This window comes from Clostridium sp. 16K-1-R1, assembly GCF_023921145.1.
GTDB lineage: Bacteria > Bacillota > Clostridia > Clostridiales > Clostridiaceae > Sarcina > Sarcina perfringens.
In genome coordinates this window covers 3,018,022-3,041,800 of record NZ_CP046515.1, presented here as the reverse complement: position 1 = coordinate 3,041,800, position 23,779 = coordinate 3,018,022, and the positions used below count along the sequence as shown (strand labels likewise).

The window sequence follows — 23,779 nt, the reverse complement described above, 5'->3', positions numbered from 1 at the left end:
GTCTTAAAAAAATAAAAGCTTAATCTATATATTTACAAATTTTTCCTGTAAATCTTGCTATAATGTTGATAAAGATAGAAGGTTAGGAGGATAAATATGCAATATGGAGTTAAAATTGATAATTACAAAAGAGCAAAGGATTCAGAAAATGTAAAAAATAATATGAAAATAGAAGCTTCTAGCATTGGGCTTATTATGGCTATGGTTGCAGGTCTTTTAATAAGTAGAGTGTATTTAGATATGACTTTTGGAGTAGTTCAAGTATTAGCTCCATTTGGATTAGCATATTTAATTGCAATAACAAATTATGAAAGAAAATATATATTATCATCAAGTTTGGGAGTTATATTAGGGTACATTACCTTGTTTAATAAGGTTAGCAACTTTTCGGCTTACATAATAATATCAACTATAGTTACCATAATTTCTATGAGTAAACTAAATAAAAAGGCTAGAAATATAGCAAGTTTTATTATTGTATTTTCAGGATTGTTTGTTTATGGAGTTTTAGTAGGAAGTTCAGATATAATTTTACACTTAATAGGTGCGATTTCAGTGACAGCCTTAGTTTTTCCTATATATTATGTTGTGAGCTATACATTAAAGTGCATAGAAGAAATAAATACTCAACATTTTTTTTCAATAGATGAAATTGTAAGTATAGAACTATTTATATGTTTATTAATAGTTGGAATTGGAACTCTATCAATAAATGATATTAGTTTTAGAAATATAGCAGCTATACTTTTTATTATAGCTTTAGCCTTTATTTCAGATACTAATATGGGTGCTGGAGCAGGTATAACTATGGGTATAATATTAGGTTTTGCTACAGGGAATCTTATGGAGAGCATAGCTATTTATGGAGCTTGTGGCTTAGTTGCCGGGATATTTAGAGAGTCAGGAAAACTTTTTACAGCCTTATCATTTAACATAATTTTTATAATAGTAACTTTATATTCTGGAGTTTTTAATAATATTTCATTTATAGAAGCCTTAGTTGGAACAGGAATATTTCTTTTAATTCCTAAAAAAATATACAATAAAATTTCTTTAGAAATAAACAAGGATAAAAAGGTTGGGCATTTTAGTGAAGTTAGATTTGCTGAGATTAAAGATGAGTTAACTGAAAGATTAAAAGATTTTACTGAAGTTTTATCTATAATGGGTAAGTCATTAAATAATCTAGTTGGTAATGATAAATTAGCTATAAAAAATAAGGGGAATGCATTGGTTGAAAATTTATCAGATAGAACTTGTAGTGACTGTGATATGAGATATATGTGTTGGAAGAGAGAACTTCATCAAACTTATAATGCTTTTTCAGATTTAATAAGAAATTATGAAAATAATTCAGGTGCTTTTCCTCATGAGCTTGAGAAAAAATGCATAAAGAAATATGCCTTAGTTAAAAATCTAGAGGACATAATGAATATCTATATGGTAAATGAAACCTTAAAGAGTAGATTAGGAGAGGGAAGAAAAATCTTATCTAATCATATAAACAATATGTCAGTTACAATTAGTGAAATAGTTGACGAGTTTGGAAATGAACTGCATCTATGTACTGATGTAGAAAAAAGTATAAAAAAATCTCTTTTAAAGTATGGCATTAATTTTGGAAGCTTAATATGTTATAACGATAAAAATGGAAGAATTAAAATTAAGATGCAAATGGAAAATTGTATGGGATCTCAAACATGTATAAAAACAGTTCTTCCTATAATAAGCGAGACCATAGGAAAAAATATGAGTATTGGAAGTGAAGGGTGTAATATAAATAGCAAAAATAATATGTGTGAGATTGTTATTGAAGAAGCGCCTAAATATCATATTAATTCCCATGTAGCAGTTGCTACTAAAGAGGGAGAAAAATTCACTGGAGATTCATATTCATATGGTAGAACAAAGGATGGTAATTATATAACTGTAATATCAGATGGCATGGGATCAGGACCTGAAGCAGGACTTGAAAGTAAAGTTTCAGTAGAAATAATAGAAAAATTTATGGAAGTTGGTTTTGATGAAAAAATAGCTATTGATGCAGTTAATGCAATTATGAGTATAAAGTTTAGTGAAGATGAAAAGTTTTCTACATTAGATATGAATAAGATAGACTTATATACTGGAAATGCTAAGTTTATGAAAGTTGGAGCTATAGAAAGCTTTATAAAGAGAGGAAATAAGGTAGAGGTTATAAATTCAAATACACTTCCTTTTGGTGTCTTAGAAGAACCAGATGTAGATACTGTTGAAAAGCAAGTAAGTAATGGGGATGTAATAGTTAGTATAAGTGATGGTATTTTAGATGTTAAAAATGATGGAAGTTTTGATACTACATGGTTAATTGAATTTTTAAAGAATACTAAGTATAGACAACCTAAGGATTTATCAATAGCTATTTTAGAAAAAGCAAAGGAATTAAGTGGAGGAAAGGCTAAGGATGATATGACAGTAGTTGTATCTAAGGTTTTTGCAATAAATTAAGAAAAGGAGAGTGTATAAGAACTAAATAAAATCTATAAATTGTTTTGTGTGTAGATTTTATTTAAAAGAAAAGTTCTTATGCACTTTCTTTTATTTTTAAGTAAATAATTAGATTTATTATTTAAAATTAATTATACGAACTTTTTTAAGAACATAATGGATTTTTTATGTGTTATAATATTAGGGCAAAATATAATATTTATGGAGTGAGTTACAATGAAGAAAAAGGTTATAGATTTTATAAAGGAAAACTCCATGATTAAAAGTGGAGATAAGGTTTTAGTAGCTTTATCAGGTGGTCCAGACTCAGTATGTTTACTACATATTTTAAGTGAACTTAGGGAATTATTACACATAGAAGTATATGCAGCCCATGTGAATCATTGTTTAAGAGGAGAAAGCGCTTTAAAAGATGAAGCTTATGTAGAAGAACTTTGTAAGAATTTAAATATAAAATGTTTTGTAAAAAGAGTAGATATAAATAAGATAAGTGAAGAACAAAACATTTCTACAGAAATGGCTGGAAGAGAAGAGAGATATAAATTCTTTGAAGAACTAAAAAATGAATATTCATTAGATAAAATAGCTATAGCACACAATGCTAATGACCAAGCAGAAACTCTTATTATGAGAGCTTTAAGAGGAACTGGCATAGAAGGGTTAGTTGGAATTAAACCAGTTAGAGATGGTATTTTCATAAGACCTATATTGATTTTAAGAAGAAAAGAAATAGAAGAATACTGTGAAATAAATAATTTAAATCCTAGAATAGATGAAACTAATTTAGAAGAAATATATTCTAGAAATAAAATAAGGCTTAAGGCAATACCATTTATAGAAGAGAATTTTAATCCAGATATAGTTGCTACTTTAAATAGATTAGCTTATAGCTGTAGTAAGGATGTAGAGTTTATACAAGAAGAAGTGGAAAAGAGATTTCCTAAACTTTGTACAAAGGAAAATCGCAGCATTCTTATTAAAGAAGAAGCCTTTAATGAAAAGGAAGCTCTATTAACAAGAATAATAAAAAAGGCATTATTTGAAGTAAGTTCTAAACATAATAACTTTGAATTAAAACATATACAGGACATAATTGCCTTAAAAGATAAAGGGACAGGAAAGCAAATTAACATAACTAATGGGGTAATTGCTTTAAATGAATATGGAGATATAAGAATAAAATTAGTAGATAGCAAAAAGGTTAAAGAGAATAAAGTTTTAAATTTAGAAAATATTAAAGATGAACTAGATAAAAATCAAAAAGTTGTAATAGAAGATGATATTTTAGGAAATTATGAATTAATAGTAGAAGATTTAAAAAAAGGTGAAAAATTTTCAAAAGATAGATTTATAAAGTCTTTTGATTATGATAAAATTTCCAATATAGATATTAGATTTAGACAAAATGGAGATAAAATAATTCCTTTAGGAATGAAGAGTAGCAAAAAGCTAAAAGATATATTTATAAATAATAAAATACCTAAAGAAGAAAGAGATTTTATACCCTTAGTGCTATTTAATAATGAAATAGCATGGATTGTAGGATCTAATGTTAGTGAAACATTTAAAGTTACAAATAAAACTAAAAAGGTAATTAAAATTACTTTTAAAGGAAAGGAAAATTAATTATGATAAGAGACATAAAAGATGATGTTAAAAAAGTTTTATATTCAGAAGAACAATTAGCTAAACGTGTAAAAGAGATGGCTGAAGAAATTAGTAAAGATTATGCTGGAAAAGATTTATTAGTTGTTGGTATATTAAAAGGTTCAGTATTATTTACCTCAGACCTTATTAAAAATATAAGCATACCATGTGAAATAGATTTTATGGCTGTTTCAAGTTATGGCAACTCAGCTCAAACTTCAGGAGTTGTTAGAATATTAAAAGACTTAGATAGTGATATAGAAAATAAGCATGTTCTTATAGTTGAAGATATAGTTGATACAGGAACAACTTTAAGCTATCTTTTAGAATATTTAAAAGCTAGAAAGGCAGCAAGTATAGAAATCGTTGCTCTATTAGATAAAGAAGCTAGAAGAACTTCAAATGTTTCAGCAAAATACAAAGGATTTGATGTACCAGATGAATTCATAGTTGGATATGGAATAGACTATGCTGAAAAATATAGAAACTTACCATTCATCGGTGCTTTAAAAGAAGAAATTTATAATAAGTAATTCAAAATATTGTAAAATACTATTTCTTATGTTAAAATTCATTAAAAATGATGGTCAGAGAGGGGGGCATAGAGATGAAAAAATTACAAAGTATGATTACTTATATAGCTATTTTTGCTGTAGTGCTTATGTTTGCATTTGCTTTTTATAGAAATGGAACTCAAGGAAAAGTAATATCATATACTGAATTTAAAGAAGCATATGTAGAAAATAAAATTGAAACAATGACCATAAAAGAAGATAAAATGTCAGTTGATGGGGTTTTTAAAGATGGTAAGAGGTTTACTTCATATGTTTCAAATAAGATGTTAGACAATCTTTTACAAGAGACTCAAGGGGTAGAAACTGAAATAAAGTATAATCCACCTAATAATATGGGTATTTGGATTAGTTTCCTTCCAACAATACTTATAATAGGTGTGATATTCTTTGGTTTATTTATGTTCACACAGCAAGCTCAAAACAGTGGTGGAAATAGAGGAGTAATGAATTTCGGTAAAAGTAAAGCTAAGATGGCTAATTTAGACGGAAAGAAAGTTACGTTCAAAGATGTTGCTGGAGCTGATGAAGAAAAAGGTGAATTAGAAGAAATTGTTGATTTCTTAAAACAACCTAAGAGATATATAGAAATGGGAGCAAGAATACCTAAAGGAGTTCTTTTAGTAGGGCCTCCAGGAACAGGTAAGACACTTCTTGCAAAAGCTATAGCAGGAGAAGCTGGTGTTCCTTTCTTTAGTATATCAGGTTCAGATTTCGTTGAAATGTTTGTTGGAGTTGGTGCTTCAAGAGTAAGAGATTTATTTGAGCAAGCTAAGAAAAATGCTCCATGTATTATATTTATAGACGAAATAGATGCTGTTGGTAGACAAAGAGGTGCTGGACTTGGTGGCGGTCATGATGAAAGAGAACAAACATTAAACCAATTACTAGTTGAGATGGACGGTTTTGGAGTTAATGAAGGAATAATTATGATAGCTGCTACAAATAGACCAGATATCTTAGATCCAGCATTATTAAGACCAGGAAGATTTGATAGAAGAATTTTAGTAGGTGCACCTGATGTTAAGGGTAGAGAAGAAGTACTAAAAGTTCATACAAGAAATAAACATCTATCAGAAGATGTAGATTTAAAAGTTTTAGCTAAAATGACACCAGGATTTAGTGGTGCAGATCTTGAAAACTTAACTAACGAAGCTGCATTATTAGCGGTTAGAGGTGGCAAAAGTAGCATAGATATGGCAGACATTGAAGAGGCTATAACAAGAGTAATAGCTGGGCCAGAGAAGAAGAGTAGAGTTGTTAGTGAATATGATAGAAGAATCACTGCAGTTCACGAATCTGGTCATGCTGTTGTAAGTAATGTTCTAGAGTATGCAGATCCAGTTCATGAAATAAGTATAATTCAAAGAGGAATGGCTGCAGGATACACAATGAATTTACCAGAGGAAGATAGAACTCACACATCTAAGAAACAGCTTAAGGATAAGATGGTTGAACTTTTAGGTGGAAGAGTGGCTGAGAAATTAGTTATTGGAGATATAAGTGCCGGTGCTAAAAATGATATAGATAGAGCTAGTCACATTGCTAGAAGTATGGTTATGGAATACGGAATGAGTGATGTTATTGGACCTATATCATTTGGTAATAGCGATGGTGGCGAAGTATTCTTAGGTAGAGACATTGGAAAGAGTAGTAACATAAGTGAAGAAACTAGCGCTAAAATAGATGAAGAAATCAAGAAATTAATTGATGAAGCTTATAATAGAGCAGAATCTATATTAAGAGAAAATATAAGTAAATTAAATGCAGTAACTGATGTGTTACTTCAAAAAGAAAAAATTGATGGTGATGAGTTTAGAGAAATATTTAAAAACTCATAGTTAAAAGAGGTACTTAAGTACCTCTTTTTTTATAATTATTATTTAATTAAGAATTATTTTATATTATAATTTCACTAAAGATATTTTAATAATACGAACAATTTTTATAAAATATATAAAAATGTTCGATAAAACTCTTTGTTTTTTAATAAATTATGGGTATAATATTAAGTAGATTACTTTGGAATGAGGTGCGGAATTATGAAAAATGATATTGAAATAGCACAAAGTGCTAAAATGGAGCCAATAATAAATATTGCTAAAAAAATAGGTCTTGGAGAAGATGATATTGAGCTTTATGGAAAATATAAATGTAAGATATCTTTAGATGCAATAAAAAAACTAGAAAATAATAAGGATGGTAAGCTTGTTTTAGTTACAGCTATAAATCCAACGCCAGCAGGAGAGGGAAAATCTACTGTTACAGTAGGATTAGGACAAGCGTTAAATAAAATAGGAAAAAATACCGTTATAGCCTTAAGAGAGCCATCATTAGGCCCTGTATTTGGAATAAAAGGTGGAGCAGCTGGTGGTGGATATGCTCAAGTAGTTCCTATGGAAGATATAAATCTTCATTTTACAGGGGATATGCATGCAATAACTTCAGCTAATAATCTTTTATGTGCAGCTATAGATAACCATATTCATCAAGGTAATTTATTAAGAATAGATTCAAGAAGAATTGTATTTAAAAGAGTTATGGATATGAATGATAGAGCCTTAAGAAATATAGTTGTTGGAATGGGTGGTAAAATAAACGGATTCTTAAGAGAAGATGGATTTATGATCACTGTTGCATCAGAAATAATGGCTATATTATGTATGGCTAGTGATTTAGAAGACTTAAAAGAGAGAATGGGAAATATTTTAATTGCATATAACTTAGATGGAGAGCCTGTTTATGCTAAGGAATTAGAAGTTCAAGGAGCTATGGCTTTACTTATGAAAGATGCCATAAAACCTAACCTTGTTCAAACTTTAGAAAATACTCCAGCAATAATTCATGGAGGCCCATTTGCCAATATAGCTCATGGATGTAATTCAATAATAGCAACTAAGACAGCTTTAAAAATGAGTGATATAACTATAACAGAGGCTGGCTTTGGAGCAGATTTAGGTGCAGAAAAATTCTTAGATATAAAATGTAGATACGGAAATTTAAATCCTGATTGTGTAGTTTTAGTAGCTACTATAAGAGCTTTAAAACATCACGGTGGCGTAAAGAAAGATGAATTAAACATATCAAATGTAGATGCTTTAAATAAAGGAATGAAAAACCTAGAAAAGCAAATAGAAAATATAAAAGCTTATGGAGTACCAGTTGTTGTTGCTATAAATAAGTTTATAACTGATTCAGATGAAGAGGTTAAAGCTATAGAAGACTTCTGCAAAAATATAGGAGTAGAAGTTAGCTTAACAGAAGTATGGGAAAAAGGTGGAGAAGGCGGAATTGATTTAGCTAATAAAGTTATAAAAACAATGGAAACTGAGCCTTCAAACTTTAAGATGATTTACGATTCAGAAGAATCAATAAAGGATAAAATATTAAAAATAGTTCAAACTATATATGGCGGAAAAGGAGTAAACTATACTCCTCAAGCTCTTAAACAAATAGCTGAAATTGAGAAATTTAATTTAGATAAGCTTCCAATATGTATGGCTAAGACACAGTATTCATTATCAGATAATCCAAGTCTTTTAGGAAGACCTGAAAACTTTGATATAACTGTTAAAGAGGTTAGAGTTTCAAATGGAGCTGGATTCATAGTTGTTTTAACAGGGGATGTTATGACAATGCCAGGGTTACCTAAAGTTCCTGCTGCTAATAGAATGGATATAAAAGACAATGGAGAAATAGTAGGATTATTCTAAATGTTTAGATAATTTTGAGGCTTATATGACACTGTTAAAAAAATAGTCATATAAGCCTTTTTTTATTTAAAAACTAGTAATTGTAATTGCTTGACAAATGTATAGTAGTTGTTAAAATTAATATTGTTATATAAAGGGTACATGGTATTTTCCGGACAGCTTTATTAGCTGTCTTTAATTATATTAAGGTGGTGTAAAACACATGATTTTATTAATAGATGTAGGTAATACAAATATAGTTTTAGGGATTCATGATAATGAAAAATACATAGCATCATGGAGAATATCTACAGATTCTAAGAAAACATCAGATGAATATTCAATACAAGTTATGCAACTATTTAATCAAGCAAAATTAAATCCAGAAGAGGTTGAAGGAATAATAATTTCTTCAGTAGTTCCTAATATAATGCATTCTTTAGAAAACATGGTTAGAAAATGTTTCTGCAAAGAACCTATTGTAGTAGGGCCTGGAATAAAAACTGGAATTAATATAAAATATGATAATCCTAAAGAGGTTGGAGCAGATAGAATAGTAAATGCTGTAGCTGCTTTTGAAAAGCATAAAAAACCTATGATAATAATAGATTTTGGAACAGCAACAACATTCTGTGCCATTACTGAAAAGGGAGATTATTTAGGTGGAAATATATGTCCTGGAATTCAAATTTCAGCAGATGCTTTATTTGAGAGAGCAGCAAAGCTTCCAAGAATAGAACTTGAAAAACCAAAGAGTGTAATTTGTAAAAATACAGTTACAAGTATGCAAGCTGGAATAATTTATGGATATATTGGAAAAGTTGAATATATAGTTAAACGTATGAAAAAGGAAATGATGGACTTAGGAGAAAAGGAACCATTTGTATTAGCTACAGGAGGGCTAGCTAAACTTGTTTATAGCGAAACGGATGTAATTGATGAAGTAGATCGTAAATTAACTTTAGAAGGGCTTAAGATTCTTTACGAAAAAAACAAGGAGTAGAAAGTAATGAAAATATCAAACATAGTTTTAGAAAATAATGTTTTCTTAGCACCTATGGCAGGGGTTACAGATATATCTTTTAGGGGATTATGTAAAGAGATGGGTGCAGGAATTGTTTGCACTGAAATGGTTAGTGCAAAGGCATTGTACTATGGGAGTGAAAATACAAAAGAATTAATGAGAATTGCAGATGAAGAAAAACCGGTATCTTGTCAGATGTTTGGAAATGATCCAGAGATAATGGCTTATGTCACTGAGAAGCATTTTAATACAAATGATGATATATGTATAATAGATGTTAACATGGGATGTCCTGCACCTAAGATAGTAAAAAATGGTGAAGGTTCAGCCTTAATGAAAAATCCTAAATTAGCTTATGAGATCATGAGTAGCATAAAAAAAGTTGCAACAAAGCCTGTAACAGTTAAGTTTAGAATGGGTTTTGATGAAGAAAATATAAATGCTGTTGAGTTTGCTAAAATCATGGAAGAAGCAGGAGTAGATGCCATTGCTGTACATGGAAGAACTAGGGCTCAAATGTATGAAGGAAAAGCTAACTGGGATATAATAAGACAAGTAAAGGAAGCAGTTAATATTCCTGTTATAGGAAATGGAGATGTATTTACTGCGGAGGATGCTTTAAGTCTTAAAAATCAAACTAACTGTGATGGAATTATGGTTGCAAGAGGAAGTATGGGAAACCCATGGATCTTCAAGCAAATAGTTCAGAAATTAAATGGAGAAGAGGTTTATATGCCTACTCCAGAAGAAAAAATAGATATGTGTATAAGACACTATAATTTATCACTTAAATATGATGGAGAGTATAAGGCTGTAAGAGAAATGAGAAAACATGCAGCTTGGTATATAAAAGGATTAAATAATTGTACTGAAGTTAAGAATAGGCTTAATTTAGAAGCTGATCCAGAGAAGATTATGGGTATCCTTAATGAGTATAAAGAATATTTAATGAAAAATGATTTATAATATTTATCATAAATGGGGATATAACTGGATATAATAAAGCATCAGTAAAATATTAGATGTTTAATTTATACAAATAAAGGTGAGAATTAAAGCTAAATAATGATTTTTTATTTAGTGTATTCTATCTTATATAATATATAGTTTGACATAATAATCTTTAGGAATTATAATAATTTGAATAATTAGGCTTAATAATCTTAAAGTTTTTATGAATTGTATATTAACAGGTTAAGTTTAAATATGATATTATAATAATATGTTCAAAGGGGAGAAAGAAAATGAGCGAAAAGAAACATATAATGACATATGAAGGTGTTAAAAAATTAGAAGATGAATTAGAATATCTTAAAACAGTAAAAAGAAAAGAAATAACTGAAAAGATAAAAGTTGCTTTAGGATACGGAGATTTAAGTGAGAACTCAGAATATGATGAAGCTAAAAATGAGCAAGCTTTCACTGAAGGAAGAATAATTCAGTTAGAAAACATGCTTAAAAATGCTGTTGTTGTTGATGAGTCAGAAATATCAACAGATATAGTTACAGTTGGATCAATCGTTAAGGTTATGGACTTTGATTTTGATGAAGAAGTTGAGTATTCAATAGTTGGTTCAGCAGAAGCAGATCCAATGAACTTTAAGATATCAAATGAATCACCAGTTGGTGAAGGGTTAATGGGTAAAAAAGTTGGAGATGTTGTAGAGATAGAAGTACCAGGAGGAACTACTAAGTTCGAAGTTCTTGGAATAAGAAGATAGATAATATAGATGGAGGGATTTTTAAATGTCAAATGAGGAAATAAATATTCACGAAGCAGAAGAACAATTAAGTGAACAAGAGATGTTAAGAAGACAAAAGCTTGTTGAATTACAAGAAGCTGGTAAGGACCCATTTGATGTATACAAGGTAGAGAGAACACACTCTTCTGCTGATGTAAAAGATAATTTTGAAGAGTTAGAAGGTAAAGAAGTAAAAGTTGCTGGAAGACTTATGTCAAAAAGAGGTCAAGGTAAAGTAGTATTCGCTGATTTAGCAGATTTACCAGGAAAAATTCAATTATTTATTAAGATTGATAACGTTGGAGAGGAAGCTTTAAAGGAATTTAAAACTTTCGATTTAGGTGACTGGGTTGCTGCAACTGGAGAAGTATTTAAAACAAAAATGGGTGAAGTTTCAGTAAAAGTAACTTCATTTGAATTAATCTGTAAATCTTTAAAACCATTACCAGAAAAATGGCATGGTTTAAAAGACCCAGACTTAAGATACAGACAAAGAGAAGTTGATATAATAACAAACCCAGAAGTTAAAGATACTTTTATTAAGAGATCACAAATAGTAAAAGCAATAAGAGAATTCTTAGATAATAGAGGATTCTTAGAGGTTGACACACCAATTCTTTCACCGATAGCTGGTGGAGCTGCTGCTAGACCTTTCATAACTCACCACAATGCTTTAGATATAGATATGTATTTAAGAATTGCTACTGAGTTATACTTAAAGAGATTAATAGTTGCTGGATTTGAAAAAGTTTATGAAATGGGTAAAAACTTCAGAAATGAAGGGGTTTCAGTAAGACATAATCCAGAATTCACTGCTATAGAGTTATATGAAGCATATGCTGATTACAATGACATGATGGAAATCATGGAAAACATGATTGCTTATGTTTGTGAGAAAGTAAATGGATCAACTAAAGTTACTTATGAAGGAACTGAAATAGACTTCACACCACCATGGAGAAGAATTACTATGGTTGATGCAGTTAAAGAATTTGCTGGTATAGATTTCAACGAAATTAAGAGTGATGAAGAAGCTCAAGCTATAGCTAAAGAGAAAAACTTAGAATTCCCTAAACCATTAGATAAGGTTACTAAAGGTGAAGTTCTAAATATGTTATTTGAAGAATATGGTGAAGATAAATTAATCCAACCTACTTTCTTAGTAGATTATCCAGTAGAAATTTCACCTCTTACTAAAAAGAAAAGAGGAAACGAAATGTTTACTGAAAGATTTGAAGGATTTGTATATGGTAGAGAAGTATGTAACGCATACTCAGAGCTTAACGATCCAATAGTTCAAAGAGAAAGATTTGAACAACAAGCTAGAGAAAGAGAATACGGAGATGATGAAGCATACATGTTAGATGAAGAATTCATGAGTGCTTTAGAAACTGGTATGCCTCCAACAGGTGGATTAGGAATAGGAATAGACAGAATGATAATGTTCTTAACTGACTCTTCATCAATAAGAGACGTTATATTATTCCCAACAATGAAACCACAAAAATAGTTTATATAAAGTAGAAGTTTACTAAAAAGTAGACTTCTATTTTTTTATTTTATTTGAAGAGAAAAAGCTTAAAAAAATTCTAGATTATTTTTAAAATCTACTTAAAAAAACTATTGTATTTTATTTGAAATATGATATAATAAATTTGTAAATGTTCCTCGGTAGCTCAATGGTGGAGCACTCGGCTGTTAACCGATAGGTTGGAGGTTCGAGTCCTCTCCGAGGAGCCATTTTTTTTATCTAAAATTAATTAAGAAAGAATTTATAAATATATAAGCTTTTGTATGTTTATAAATTCTTTTTTTATTGACATATAATTTAGTTTTGATAAAATTAAGAGTATAACTAAATATGTACTATGATGAAGAAGAGTAATTTTAAAATCTTTTTTAGAGAGATAACGGTTGGTGAAAGTTATTAAAGGTTTAAAATGAAGGGAGCTTTTGAGTACAATTATTTTGAGAGATGAGCTTTTGCTAAAAAGGGTGGAACCGCGGAATTTTATTTCGTCCCTTTGAATGTAATGGCTTTTTTTATTTATATAAAGCCCTTAGGCTGTTAATCTAGATGAGTATTTCTAGCAGTGAATAAAACTGTTAGAAATATTTCTCAAGGAAGTTTAAAGTTCTTTATAAAGTGAAGAATTAATATAAAATAAGTTATTTAATATAAATGGAGGTAATTGTAATGGCAGTAGAAAAAACTATGGATAAAATAGTAGCCTTATGTAAAAACAGAGGATTTATATTCCCAGGTTCAGAAATATACGGTGGACTTGCAAACTCATGGGATTACGGCCCACTAGGAGTTGAATTCAAAAATAACGTAAAAAGAGCTTGGTGGAAAAAGTTTGTTCAAGAGAGCAAATATAATGTTGGATTAGATTCAGCTATATTAATGAATAGAGAAGTTTGGGTTGCATCAGGTCACGTTGGTGGATTCTCAGATCCTCTAATGGATTGTAAAGAATGTAAAGCTAGATTCAGAGCAGATAAATTAGTTGAAGATCATATGACTGCAAACGGAGCAGAAGTTGCTACAGCTGATGGATGGAGCAATGAAGAGTTAATGGACTACATAACTAAGAATAACATAGTTTGTCCAAAATGTGGAAAATTAAACTACACAGATATAAGAAAGTTCAACTTAATGTTTAAAACTTTCCAAGGAATAACTGAAGACAGTAAAAACGAAGTATATTTAAGACCAGAAACTGCTCAAGGTATATTCGTAAACTTTAAATCAGTACAAAGAACTACAAGAAAGAAAGTACCATTTGGTATAGCTCAAATTGGTAAATCTTTCAGAAACGAAATAACTCCAGGTAACTTCACTTTCAGAACTAGAGAGTTCGAACAAATGGAGCTTGAGTTCTTCTGTAAACCAGGAACTGATTTAGAATGGTTCAACTTCTGGAAAGATAGTTGTTGGAACTTCCTATTAAACTTAGGAATGAAAGAAGAAAACATAAGAATGAGAGATCATGGAGAAGAAGAATTAAGCTTCTACTCAAATGCTACTTCAGATATAGAATACTTATTCCCATTTGGATGGGGAGAACTTTGGGGAATAGCTGATAGAACAGACTATGACTTAAATAAGCATGCTGAACACTCAGGTCAAGACATGACTTACTTAGACCCAACAACAAATGAAAAATATGTACCATATGTTATAGAGCCATCATTAGGAGCAGACAGGGTTGCATTAGCATTCTTAGTTGAAGCTTATGATGAGGAAGAATTAGAAGGAGCTAATGGAAAAGTAGATGTAAGAACAGTTATGCACTTACACCCAGCTTTAGCACCATTTAAGGCTGCTATATTACCACTTTCTAAGAAATTATCAGAAAAAGCTGATGAAGTATATGCAGAACTTAGCAAACACTTCAATGTTGATTATGATGAAACAGGAAGTATCGGTAAGAGATATAGAAGACAAGATGAAATAGGAACTCCATTCTGTATAACAGTTGACTTCGATACTTTAGAAGATGGATGTGTAACTGTAAGAGACAGAGATAACATGGAACAACAAAGAGTTAAAATAGAAGATGTAAGAGCTATAATAGAAAAGAGCTTAGAATTCTAGTTTAAAAGTAAAAATAAAAACTTATAAATATATTCCACATATATTTATAAGTTTTTTTTATTTATGATTTTAAAGTACTAAAGGACATAGTTATGAATTTTGTTTTACAATTACGGACAAATGTATTTTTCGTGATATAATTTTATATGAAATTTATTAAAATGCTTTAAGGGAGACTAAAATATTATGATAAATGAAAAAAGAGTTTTAGAAAGTTTTTTAGATTATATCCAAATAGATAGCGAAACTTATGAAGAAGGTAATTTTGCTAAAAGATTAGAAAAGGATTTAATGGAAGCTGGATTAGAAGTTGAATTTGATAACAGTGGAGAAAAAATAGGTTCAAATACAGGAAACTTAATAGCTAAATTAAAAGGTAATGTAGAAGGAGAAACTATTCTTTTTGCATGTCATATGGATACTGTTAAACCTGGTAAAGGAATAAAGCCAATAATAAAAGATGGAGTTATATATAGTGATGGGACAACTATATTAGGTGGAGACGATAAAGGTGGAATAGCTGCTATAGTTGAAGCTTTAAGAGTAATAAAAGAAAACAACATAGACCATGCTAATATAGAAGTTGTATTTACAATAGCTGAAGAAACAGGTCTTTTAGGAGCTAAAAATTTAGATTATTCAAAAATAAGTGCAAAAAAAGCATTCCTTTTTGATACAAGTGGAGACCCAGGATTTATAACTACAATAGGACCTGCTCATGATACTTTAAAGGTTACTATAAAGGGAAAACCTGCACATGCTGGAGTTTCACCTGAAGATGGAATAAGTGCAATTTCCATAGCTTCAGATGCTATAGCAAACATGAAACTTTTAAGAGTAGATAAAGATACTACTGCTAATATAGGAAAAATTTCAGGAGGAGTTGCTAATAATGTAGTTTGTCCTGAAGTAATAATAGATGCGGAAGCAAGAAGTACCGTTACAGAAAAATTAGATGCTCAAACAAAACATATGGTAGAAACTTTTAAAGCTTCTGCTGAAAAATTTGGTGGAGAAGTTAATATAGAAGTAAATAGAATGTATGGTGCTTTTGTTATAGATGATAATGAAGATATAGTTTTACATGCAAAGAGAGCATTTAAAAAGTTGGGAATAAATGGAGAAACTAAAGCCTCAGGTGGTGGAAGTGATATAAATATATTTAACTGTAATGGAATAAAGGCTGTCAATCTTTCAAGTGGTGAAAGAAAGCCTCATACTTTAGAGGAACATATGAAAATTGAAGATTTAGGAACAATATCAAAAGTGGTTCTTGAATTAGTTAAAGAAAGTATAAATAAATAATTTTAATTTTAAGGATGAAGAATTTTCTTCATCCTTTTTCATAAGTTTTTAAAGTATATATTTATTTTGAAGGATTTAAAAAATTAATTATAATCAATAATATTTTAAAATAGATAAATTTATGAAAATAAGTGGTATTATATATAATAATTATTTTTATTTGGGAGGTTGCTATGAGTATGAGTTTTTTAAATAAAGGAGATAAAATAGGGATAATAAGTTGTTCAAATGGACTTAGCATAAAAAATAAAAACATAATAGAGGAATTAAAACTTAATTTAAAAAGTTTATATATAGATATGGTTGAAGGAGATACACTATATGCAAAAGAATATAATCTTTTTAGTGGGACAGGAGAAGAAAAAGCTAGAGCCTTAGAAAAATTATTCTTAGATAAAGATATAAAAATGATTTTTGATATTTCTGGTGGAGACTTAGCTAATGAAGTCCTAGATTTTTTAGACTTTAATTTAATAAAAGAAAATCCTAAACCTTTCTTTGGATATAGTGATTTAACAGTATTGCTTAATGCTATATATTCTCAGTGTGATATAACCACTTATAATTATCAATTAAGAAATTTAATTGGTAAATTTAAAGAAGAGCAAATGCAAAATTTTAAGGCTTCTTTTATAGAAGGAAAAGAAGATATATTTAACTTAGATTATAAATGGATAAATGGAAGTTATCTTGAAGGAATAGTTGTTGGTGGTAATATAAGATGTTTATTAAAATTAGCAGGTACAAAATATATGCCTAATTTTAAAGATAAAATATTATTTTTAGAAAGTTTTAGTGGAAATTCAGCTAAGATGGTAACCTATATAACTCAATATAAAAACTTAGGTGTTTTTAATGAGGTAAAAGGAATAATATTAGGTGAGTTTACTGAAATGGAAAGAGAGAATTTAAAGCCTGATATAGTAGAAATATTAAAGAGAGTTATAGGAGAAATTAATATTCCAATATTAAAAACAAGAGACCTTGGACATGGTGCAGATGCTAAATGTATTCCTATAGGAAAATATTTAATCTTTAAATAAATGACTTTATTAAATTATTTTGATAATATATTATATTATGAAACAATGAAGAATTTTTATAGGTTGTTAAGAAATCAGGGGGTTTATTAAAAATGACAGTAAATGAGCAAAACTTAAAAGAAGAAGCTTTAAGATGCTTAATGTGCAAAAATCCAAGATGCAAGGCTAATTGCCCAATAAGTACACCTATTCCAGAGGTAATAGGATTATTTAAAGAAGATAAAATAAAAGAGGCTGGGAAAATTTTATTTGAAAACAATCCTTTATCAGTAGTTTGTTCCATAGTATGTCCTCATGAAAATCAATGTAAGGGGAATTGTATAAAAGGAATAAAGGAAACACCAGTAAACTTTAGTGAAATAGAGAGAGAAATATCAGAAGAGTTTTTAGATAATCTAGAACTTACTCAAGATACTATTTTAGAAGATAAAATTGCTATAATAGGTGGAGGTCCTGCGGGAATAACAGCTGCATTTATATTAGCTAAAAAGGGATATCAAGTAACAATATTTGATGAAAATGATAAAATTGGTGGAGTATTAAGATATGGAATACCAGAATTTAGACTTTCTAGAGATATAATAGATAAATATGAAGAGGCACTTCTTAAGTTAAATGTTAAAATAAGACCTAACACTTTAATAGGAACAGTTATAACTTTAGATATGTTAAAAAGTGATGGTTATAAAGCGATATTTATAGCAACTGGAGTTTGGAATCCTAAGACTTTAAATGTTAAGGGAGAAACTTTAGGCAATGTTCACTATGCTATAGATTATTTAAAAGCACCAAAATCATATAATCTTGGAGAGAGAGTAGTTGTAATTGGGGCTGGAAATGTTGCAATGGATGCTGCTAGAACTGCGAAGAGAAATGGTGCAGATACATATGTGCTTTATAGAAAAAGCTTTGAAGATATGCCAGCTACTAAGGTTGAAATAGAAGAGGCTAAGGAAGATGGCGTAAAATTTGAACTTTATAAGTCTCCTTTAGAGATTTATGAGGATGGAGTAAAATACATACAAACAGAGAGAGTAATTTCTGAGGATGGAAGAGTATCATTTAAAACCTTAGAAGGTAGTGAAGGTGTGTTTAAATGCGATTCAATAATAGTTGCTATAAGTCAGGCTCCTAGAACTAATATAGTATCTAGTAGTAGAGATCTTTCAACAGATAAATATGGCTTAGTAGTAACTGACGAAAAGGGAATAACAACACTTAATGGGGTTTTTGCTTCAGGAGATGTGGTAAGTGGGCCTAAGACTGTAGTTGAGGCAGTTGCAAATAGTAAAAAGGTTGCTCATGCTATAGATGAATTTTGTAAAAATAATTAAAAAGTAATTAATTTTAATATTGAATTAAATAATTCATAAGGCTGTAGGAAGTTTATATAAAATAAATTTTCCTACAGTTTTTTTATGTAATTAAAAGAGCTAAGCATTAAATTGGTGATGAGATTAAGCTTGTGCAGGAAAAGAAATTATTATTTAACTCTAAATAAAAAACTCTAGAATCTAATTTAGATTTTACTAAATTGTTCTAGAGTTTTATAAATATTGGTTATATTATATTTTATTAACGAGTTTTAGTTTTAAATCCATTAGCTCTAAATCCAGGTCCGTCAGAAACTATTCTACCTATACCTCTAATTTTTCCAGAGATACATCCTCTACAATGAGCAGGTGTATCGCCTGTACATATTTTACCTGGATATAAGGCATAAAGTTTTCTATATTCACCTTCAGTAACGTTAGGCATTACTACATTTGCTCCACATTGAAGAGCTATTACTCTTCCTTGTTTATTTAATGTTTCCATAGCTGTTGTAGCAGGAATATTTATATCAGGTAAAAGTAATCTAACTATAGCCATTACTTTTAAGGCTAGTTCAAATTGTCCACCTTCAGCATCTTTTAGTGGAGTATCTTCATTTGGAATAAATGGTCCTATACCATTCATATCTACATCAAGTTCTTTGAAAAATAAAATATCATCAGCTAAGGATTCTATTTTTTGACCAGGAAGACCAACAAGACAGCCACTTCCAACTTCATATCCAAGTTTTCTTAAGTTTTTAAGACATTGAATTCTATTTTCATGACTCATACCTGGATCAAGTTCTTCATATAATTCTCTATCTGTTGTTTCAATTCTTAAAAGGAATCTATCAGCACCAGCTTTTTTTAAGGCTTCATATTCTTCAAAAGGTCTTTCGCCTATGCTTAATGTTAAAGCAACTCCTAAGGCTTTAAGATCTTTAACTATAGGAACCAAACGTTCAACAGTATAATAATCATCTTCACCGCCTTGAAGAACCAAGGTTTTATATCCATAACCAACGGCTTTTTTTGCAAAATCTATAATCTCTTCGTGAGAAAGTCTATATCTATTAAGATTTTTATTATCTCTTCTAAGTCCACAATACATACAGTTTCTTTTACATATATTAGTGAATTCTATAAGTCCTCTTAAATGTACTTCATCACCAAGGTATTTTTTTCTAACTTCATCAGCAGCTTTAAAAAGTTCATCATTTATAGAATCATCTTTTAATAATGCTATAATTTCATCTCTTGAAAGTTCATGAGTTTCTTTTGCTTTTTGTATAATAGTATTCATATTAATCCTCCTAATTAATCTGGGTATAAGGATTTTAGATATTAAAAATTACTCTTTTTATCCTAAAATAATTATTAATTAATAATTATAATTTAACAAGCTCTTTTAAACAATATAGTTAAAAATAGATTAATAATTTATTATAACATGAATATTTTTAGAAAATCATCACTAGAACAAAATAGAAGAATTCTGAATAAGTTATAATAATATGGAATGGAAAATTCCATAGTGTTATAATTAGAAAGAAATGGGATACAATTTATAAAGAACCATTATTAATATTGGTAAAAATTTTGGAGGCCACAAAATGAAGAGAGACTTTAATGAGTTTAAAGAATTTATAAAGGGAAAAAATGTAGCAGTTGTAGGAATTGGGGTAAGTAACATACCTCTTATAAAGTTTTTAGTTAAACTAGGAGCTAAAGTAACTGCTTTTGATATGAAATCAGCTGAGGAGTTAGGTGGAATTTCAAAAGAATTTGAAATATTAGGAGTAAATTTAGAACTTGGAAAAGGTTATTTAGATAGATTAACTGGATTTGAGGTTGTATTTAAAACACCATCTATGAGAATAGACAGTGAAGCTTTAGTAAGATGTAAAAATCAAGGCGCATATATTACTTCAGAGATGGAGGAATTCGTAAGATATTGTAAAGGTAAAGTTTACGGGGTAACTGGTAGTGATGGTAAAACAACAACTACAACAATAGTGTCTAAGTTATTATCACAAGAGGGATATAAAACTTGGACAGGAGGAAATATAGGTACTCCATTATTCTCAAACATAGAAGAAATAAAAGAAGAAGATAAAGTTGTATTAGAATTATCAAGTTTTCAGCTTATGACTATGGATGTTGAAATTGATGTAGCAATAGTTACTAATATAACTCCAAATCACTTAGATATGCATAAAGATATGCAAGAATATATTGATGCTAAGAAAAATGTTTTTAAATATCAAAGAGAAAATGATCTTTTAGTAATTAATGATGAAAATGAAATAACTAAAAATTTAGATAAAGAAGCAAAAGGAAAAGTTGTTAGATTTAGTTCAAAGAAAACAGCAGGAGAAGATGCATACTATAAAGATGGAAAGTTATATGTTCATGGTAAAGAAGTATGTAAAAAAGATGATATAATCATAAAGGGAATGCATAATGTAGAGAATTATTTAGCTGCATTCTTAGCTGTTTATGATGAAGTATCAATAGAATCAATGAAAAAGGTAGCAGAAACTTTTGGAGGAGTTCATCATAGATGTGAGTTCATAAGAGAAGTTGATGGAGTAAAATATTATAATGATTCTATAGCATCAACTCCAACAAGAACTTTAGCTGGATTAAAAGCTTTTGAAAAACCAGTTATACTTTTAGCAGGGGGATACGATAAACATGTACCTTTTGAGCCTTTAGCTTATGAAGGATATGAAAAAATAAAAGCTATAGTATTATTTGGAGTAACTAAAGAAAAAATAAAAGCAGCTTTCAAGAGATTAGAAGAGGAAAAAGGAATTCATGTACCAGTATACTCAGGAGAAAGCTTAGAAGAGGTAGTAAATATAGCTAAATCAATAGCTGAAAATGGAGATATAATAACACTTTCACCTGCTTGCGCAAGTTTTGATATGTTTAAAAACTTTGAAGTAAGAGGAGATAAGTTCAAGGAAATAGTAAATAATATATAATGAGATAAATATATCTTAAAATGAGCCATATTATGATTTTAGTTTAATTAATTCTATGAAATTATTAAATTTAAATCATAATATGGCTTATTTTTATTTGAATTTTAAATTGTTTTTATGTATAAAATATACTTCAGCAGACAATAATATATATGTCTCTTATGAAAATAGATAAAAACGCAACCTGGAGTATCAATAGTTGGATTTTAAACTAAACATAAGAAAAGTTAAGTATTTAAAGAATATTTTAGTAAAAGCTTGTTATTTATAATAAAATGTTATTGCTTATGATGGTAAGATAAATCTCGTCGCTAAGAGACACAGAAACAACTTAACAAAACAAATTAAAAGTTTTGAAAAAAGTTGTTGACAAAGTTTCAAAGTGATGTTAAACTAAGAAAGTCGCTTGAGGGCGACAAAGAAATGGTCTTTGAAAATTAAACAGAAGATATTAACATAAACCAGCAATTCTTTTATAAGTAATATGAGTATAGATTAAACTTTTAAATTGAGAGTTTGATCCTGGCTCAGGATGAACGCTGGCGGCGTGCTTAACACATGCAAGTCGAGCGATGAAGTTTCCTTCGGGAAACGGATTAGCGGCGGACGGGTGAGTAACACGTGGGTAACCTGCCTCATAGAGTGGAATAGCCTTCCGAAAGGAAGATTAATACCGCATAACGTTGAAAGATGGCATCATCATTTAACCAAAGGAGCAATCCGCTATGAGATGGACCCGCGGCGCATTAGCTAGTTGGTGGGGTAACGGCCTACCAAGGCGACGATGCGTAGCCGACCTGAGAGGGTGATCGGCCACATTGGGACTGAGACACGGCCCAGACTCCTACGGGAGGCAGCAGTGGGGAATATTGCACAATGGGGGAAACCCTGATGCAGCAACGCCGCGTGAGTGATGAAGGTTTTCGGATCGTAAAGCTCTGTCTTTGGGGAAGATAATGACGGTACCCAAGGAGGAAGCCACGGCTAACTACGTGCCAGCAGCCGCGGTAATACGTAGGTGGCGAGCGTTATCCGGATTTACTGGGCGTAAAGGGAGCGTAGGCGGATGATTAAGTGGGATGTGAAATACCCGGGCTCAACTTGGGTGCTGCATTCCAAACTGGTTATCTAGAGTGCAGGAGAGGAGAGTGGAATTCCTAGTGTAGCGGTGAAATGCGTAGAGATTAGGAAGAACACCAGTGGCGAAGGCGACTCTCTGGACTGTAACTGACGCTGAGGCTCGAAAGCGTGGGGAGCAAACAGGATTAGATACCCTGGTAGTCCACGCCGTAAACGATGAATACTAGGTGTGGGGGTTTCAACACCTCCGTGCCGCCGCTAACGCATTAAGTATTCCGCCTGGGGAGTACGGTCGCAAGATTAAAACTCAAAGGAATTGACGGGGACCCGCACAAGTAGCGGAGCATGTGGTTTAATTCGAAGCAACGCGAAGAACCTTACCTACACTTGACATCCCTTGCATTACTCTTAATCGAGGAAATCCCTTCGGGGACAAGGTGACAGGTGGTGCATGGTTGTCGTCAGCTCGTGTCGTGAGATGTTGGGTTAAGTCCCGCAACGAGCGCAACCCTTGTCGTTAGTTACTACCATTAAGTTGAGGACTCTAGCGAGACTGCCTGGGTTAACCAGGAGGAAGGTGGGGATGACGTCAAATCATCATGCCCCTTATGTGTAGGGCTACACACGTGCTACAATGGCTGGTACAGAGAGATGCAATACCGCGAGGTGGAGCCAAACTTAAAAACCAGTCTCAGTTCAGATTGTAGGCTGAAACTCGCCTACATGAAGCTGGAGTTACTAGTAATCGCGAATCAGAATGTCGCGGTGAATACGTTCCCGGGTCTTGTACACACCGCCCGTCACACCATGAGAGTTGGCAATACCCGAAGTCCGTGAGCTAACCGCAAGGAGGCAGCGGCCGAAGGTAGGGTCAGCGATTGGGGTGAAGTCGTAACAAGGTAGCCGTAGGAGAACCTGCGGCTGGATCACCTCCTTTCTAAGGAATACATCTTAGGACAACTAAGATGACAATGAATTCTGGATAATATCTCTGTTTAATTTTGAGAGACTAAATTCGACAAAATACTACAAAAAAGTATTGACAACGAAAAAGTTTCTTGATAAAATAATATGCGTTGTGAGAGCAACGATTAAATATGGGGGTATAGCTCAGTTGGGAGAGCACCTGCCTTGCACGCAGGGGGTCAGGAGTTCGAATCTCCTTACCTCCACCATATGTGGGTCTATAGCTCAGGTGGTTAGAGCGCACGCCTGATAAGCGTGAGGTCGATGGTTCGAGTCCATTTAGACCCACCATTGTTCTTTGAAAATTGCACATA

Annotated in this window: 15 protein-coding genes, 3 tRNA genes, 1 rRNA gene and 1 other annotated feature; of the genes, 18 read left to right on the top strand and 1 reads right to left on the bottom strand. The window is 30.9% G+C overall.

Going from position 1 to position 23,779, the window contains the following annotated elements:
* Positions 1 to 96: 96 nt before the first annotated feature.
* From spoIIE to GOM42_RS13640, 14 genes are all read left to right on the top strand, one after another.
* Entirely contained in the window at positions 97 to 2,487 is a 2,391-nt protein-coding gene (gene spoIIE / locus GOM42_RS13705; RefSeq protein ID WP_049040128.1) for a stage II sporulation protein E, read from the top strand.
* A gap of 216 nt (positions 2,488 to 2,703) precedes the next feature.
* Positions 2,704 to 4,113, top strand: coding sequence for a tRNA lysidine(34) synthetase TilS (gene tilS / locus GOM42_RS13700; protein WP_049040127.1), 1,410 nt, complete (start codon positions 2,704 to 2,706; stop codon positions 4,111 to 4,113).
* A 2-nt stretch (positions 4,114 to 4,115) separates the two neighbouring features.
* On the top strand, positions 4,116 to 4,667 hold the full coding sequence (gene hpt, locus GOM42_RS13695; RefSeq protein ID WP_003459345.1) for a hypoxanthine phosphoribosyltransferase: 552 nt from the start codon (positions 4,116 to 4,118) through the stop codon (positions 4,665 to 4,667).
* A 74-nt stretch (positions 4,668 to 4,741) separates the two neighbouring features.
* Positions 4,742 to 6,547, top strand: a complete 1,806-nt coding sequence (ftsH, locus tag GOM42_RS13690; protein ID WP_003479284.1) for an ATP-dependent zinc metalloprotease FtsH — start codon at positions 4,742 to 4,744, stop codon at positions 6,545 to 6,547.
* Between the two features lie 201 nt (positions 6,548 to 6,748).
* A complete protein-coding gene (locus GOM42_RS13685) occupies positions 6,749 to 8,419 on the top strand; it encodes a formate--tetrahydrofolate ligase (RefSeq protein WP_003459368.1) in 1,671 nt (556 codons plus the stop codon).
* 202 nt (positions 8,420 to 8,621) lie between these two features.
* Positions 8,622 to 9,401, top strand: a complete 780-nt coding sequence (locus tag GOM42_RS13680; RefSeq protein WP_003450343.1) for a type III pantothenate kinase — start codon at positions 8,622 to 8,624, stop codon at positions 9,399 to 9,401.
* A 6-nt stretch (positions 9,402 to 9,407) separates the two neighbouring features.
* Entirely contained in the window at positions 9,408 to 10,388 is a 981-nt protein-coding gene (dusB, locus tag GOM42_RS13675) for a tRNA dihydrouridine synthase DusB (RefSeq protein WP_003459360.1), read from the top strand.
* A gap of 278 nt (positions 10,389 to 10,666) precedes the next feature.
* The gene (gene greA / locus GOM42_RS13670) at positions 10,667 to 11,143 is read left to right on the top strand and encodes a transcription elongation factor GreA (protein ID WP_003450338.1); all 477 of its coding nucleotides are present in this window, start codon (positions 10,667 to 10,669) and stop codon (positions 11,141 to 11,143) included.
* Positions 11,144 to 11,168: 25 nt separating this feature from the next.
* Positions 11,169 to 12,674, top strand: a complete 1,506-nt coding sequence (lysS, locus tag GOM42_RS13665) for a lysine--tRNA ligase (RefSeq protein WP_057232183.1) — start codon at positions 11,169 to 11,171, stop codon at positions 12,672 to 12,674.
* 155 nt (positions 12,675 to 12,829) lie between these two features.
* Positions 12,830 to 12,904 (top strand) — tRNA-Asn (locus GOM42_RS13660).
* A 119-nt stretch (positions 12,905 to 13,023) separates the two neighbouring features.
* Positions 13,024 to 13,191 (top strand) — a binding site (T-box leader).
* 170 nt (positions 13,192 to 13,361) lie between these two features.
* Positions 13,362 to 14,765 carry a glycine--tRNA ligase gene (locus GOM42_RS13655; RefSeq protein WP_003450306.1) on the top strand — a complete coding sequence of 468 codons (1,404 nt, stop codon included), beginning with the start codon at positions 13,362 to 13,364 and terminating at the stop codon, positions 14,763 to 14,765.
* Positions 14,766 to 14,951: 186 nt separating this feature from the next.
* Entirely contained in the window at positions 14,952 to 16,070 is a 1,119-nt protein-coding gene (locus GOM42_RS13650; RefSeq protein ID WP_110077498.1) for a M20/M25/M40 family metallo-hydrolase, read from the top strand.
* 173 nt (positions 16,071 to 16,243) lie between these two features.
* Positions 16,244 to 17,113, top strand: coding sequence for a S66 peptidase family protein (locus GOM42_RS13645; protein ID WP_078209983.1), 870 nt, complete (start codon positions 16,244 to 16,246; stop codon positions 17,111 to 17,113).
* Between the two features lie 92 nt (positions 17,114 to 17,205).
* On the top strand, positions 17,206 to 18,447 hold the full coding sequence (locus GOM42_RS13640; protein ID WP_057232181.1) for an NAD(P)-dependent oxidoreductase: 1,242 nt from the start codon (positions 17,206 to 17,208) through the stop codon (positions 18,445 to 18,447).
* A gap of 241 nt (positions 18,448 to 18,688) precedes the next feature.
* On the opposite strand, the gene hydE is transcribed toward GOM42_RS13640, so the two are convergent.
* Entirely contained in the window at positions 18,689 to 19,732 is a 1,044-nt protein-coding gene (hydE, locus tag GOM42_RS13635; protein WP_049039360.1) for a [FeFe] hydrogenase H-cluster radical SAM maturase HydE, read from the bottom strand.
* Positions 19,733 to 20,042: 310 nt separating this feature from the next.
* On the opposite strand from hydE, the gene murD reads away from it, so the two are divergent.
* The 4 genes from murD to GOM42_RS13615 all read left to right on the top strand — a co-directional run bounded on the left by murD (position 20,043) and on the right by GOM42_RS13615 (position 23,756).
* Positions 20,043 to 21,419: a UDP-N-acetylmuramoyl-L-alanine--D-glutamate ligase gene (murD, locus tag GOM42_RS13630; protein ID WP_003470204.1), complete on the top strand. Its 1,377-nt coding sequence runs from the start codon at positions 20,043 to 20,045 to the stop codon at positions 21,417 to 21,419.
* 504 nt (positions 21,420 to 21,923) lie between these two features.
* A 16S ribosomal RNA gene (locus GOM42_RS13625) occupies positions 21,924 to 23,436 on the top strand.
* Between the two features lie 162 nt (positions 23,437 to 23,598).
* A tRNA-Ala gene (locus GOM42_RS13620) sits at positions 23,599 to 23,674 on the top strand.
* 5 nt (positions 23,675 to 23,679) lie between these two features.
* Positions 23,680 to 23,756: transfer RNA gene (locus GOM42_RS13615), tRNA-Ile, on the top strand.
* The last annotated feature ends 23 nt before the right edge of the window (positions 23,757 to 23,779 follow it).

Bases quoted from the DNA above. Each gene is read 5' to 3' on its own strand.
- spoIIE (WP_049040128.1), top strand. From the start codon at position 97: ATGCAATATGGAGTTAAAATTGATAATTACAAAAGAGCAAAGGATTCA.
- tilS (WP_049040127.1), top strand. From the start codon at position 2,704: ATGAAGAAAAAGGTTATAGATTTTATAAAGGAAAACTCCATGATTAAA.
- hpt (WP_003459345.1), top strand. From the start codon at position 4,116: ATGATAAGAGACATAAAAGATGATGTTAAAAAAGTTTTATATTCAGAA.
- ftsH (WP_003479284.1), top strand. From the start codon at position 4,742: ATGAAAAAATTACAAAGTATGATTACTTATATAGCTATTTTTGCTGTA.
- GOM42_RS13685 (WP_003459368.1), top strand. From the start codon at position 6,749: ATGAAAAATGATATTGAAATAGCACAAAGTGCTAAAATGGAGCCAATA.
- GOM42_RS13680 (WP_003450343.1), top strand. From the start codon at position 8,622: ATGATTTTATTAATAGATGTAGGTAATACAAATATAGTTTTAGGGATT.
- dusB (WP_003459360.1), top strand. From the start codon at position 9,408: ATGAAAATATCAAACATAGTTTTAGAAAATAATGTTTTCTTAGCACCT.
- greA (WP_003450338.1), top strand. From the start codon at position 10,667: ATGAGCGAAAAGAAACATATAATGACATATGAAGGTGTTAAAAAATTA.
- lysS (WP_057232183.1), top strand. From the start codon at position 11,169: ATGTCAAATGAGGAAATAAATATTCACGAAGCAGAAGAACAATTAAGT.
- GOM42_RS13655 (WP_003450306.1), top strand. From the start codon at position 13,362: ATGGCAGTAGAAAAAACTATGGATAAAATAGTAGCCTTATGTAAAAAC.
- GOM42_RS13650 (WP_110077498.1), top strand. From the start codon at position 14,952: ATGATAAATGAAAAAAGAGTTTTAGAAAGTTTTTTAGATTATATCCAA.
- GOM42_RS13645 (WP_078209983.1), top strand. From the start codon at position 16,244: ATGAGTATGAGTTTTTTAAATAAAGGAGATAAAATAGGGATAATAAGT.
- GOM42_RS13640 (WP_057232181.1), top strand. From the start codon at position 17,206: ATGACAGTAAATGAGCAAAACTTAAAAGAAGAAGCTTTAAGATGCTTA.
- hydE (WP_049039360.1), bottom strand. From the start codon at position 19,732: ATGAATACTATTATACAAAAAGCAAAAGAAACTCATGAACTTTCAAGA.
- murD (WP_003470204.1), top strand. From the start codon at position 20,043: ATGAAGAGAGACTTTAATGAGTTTAAAGAATTTATAAAGGGAAAAAAT.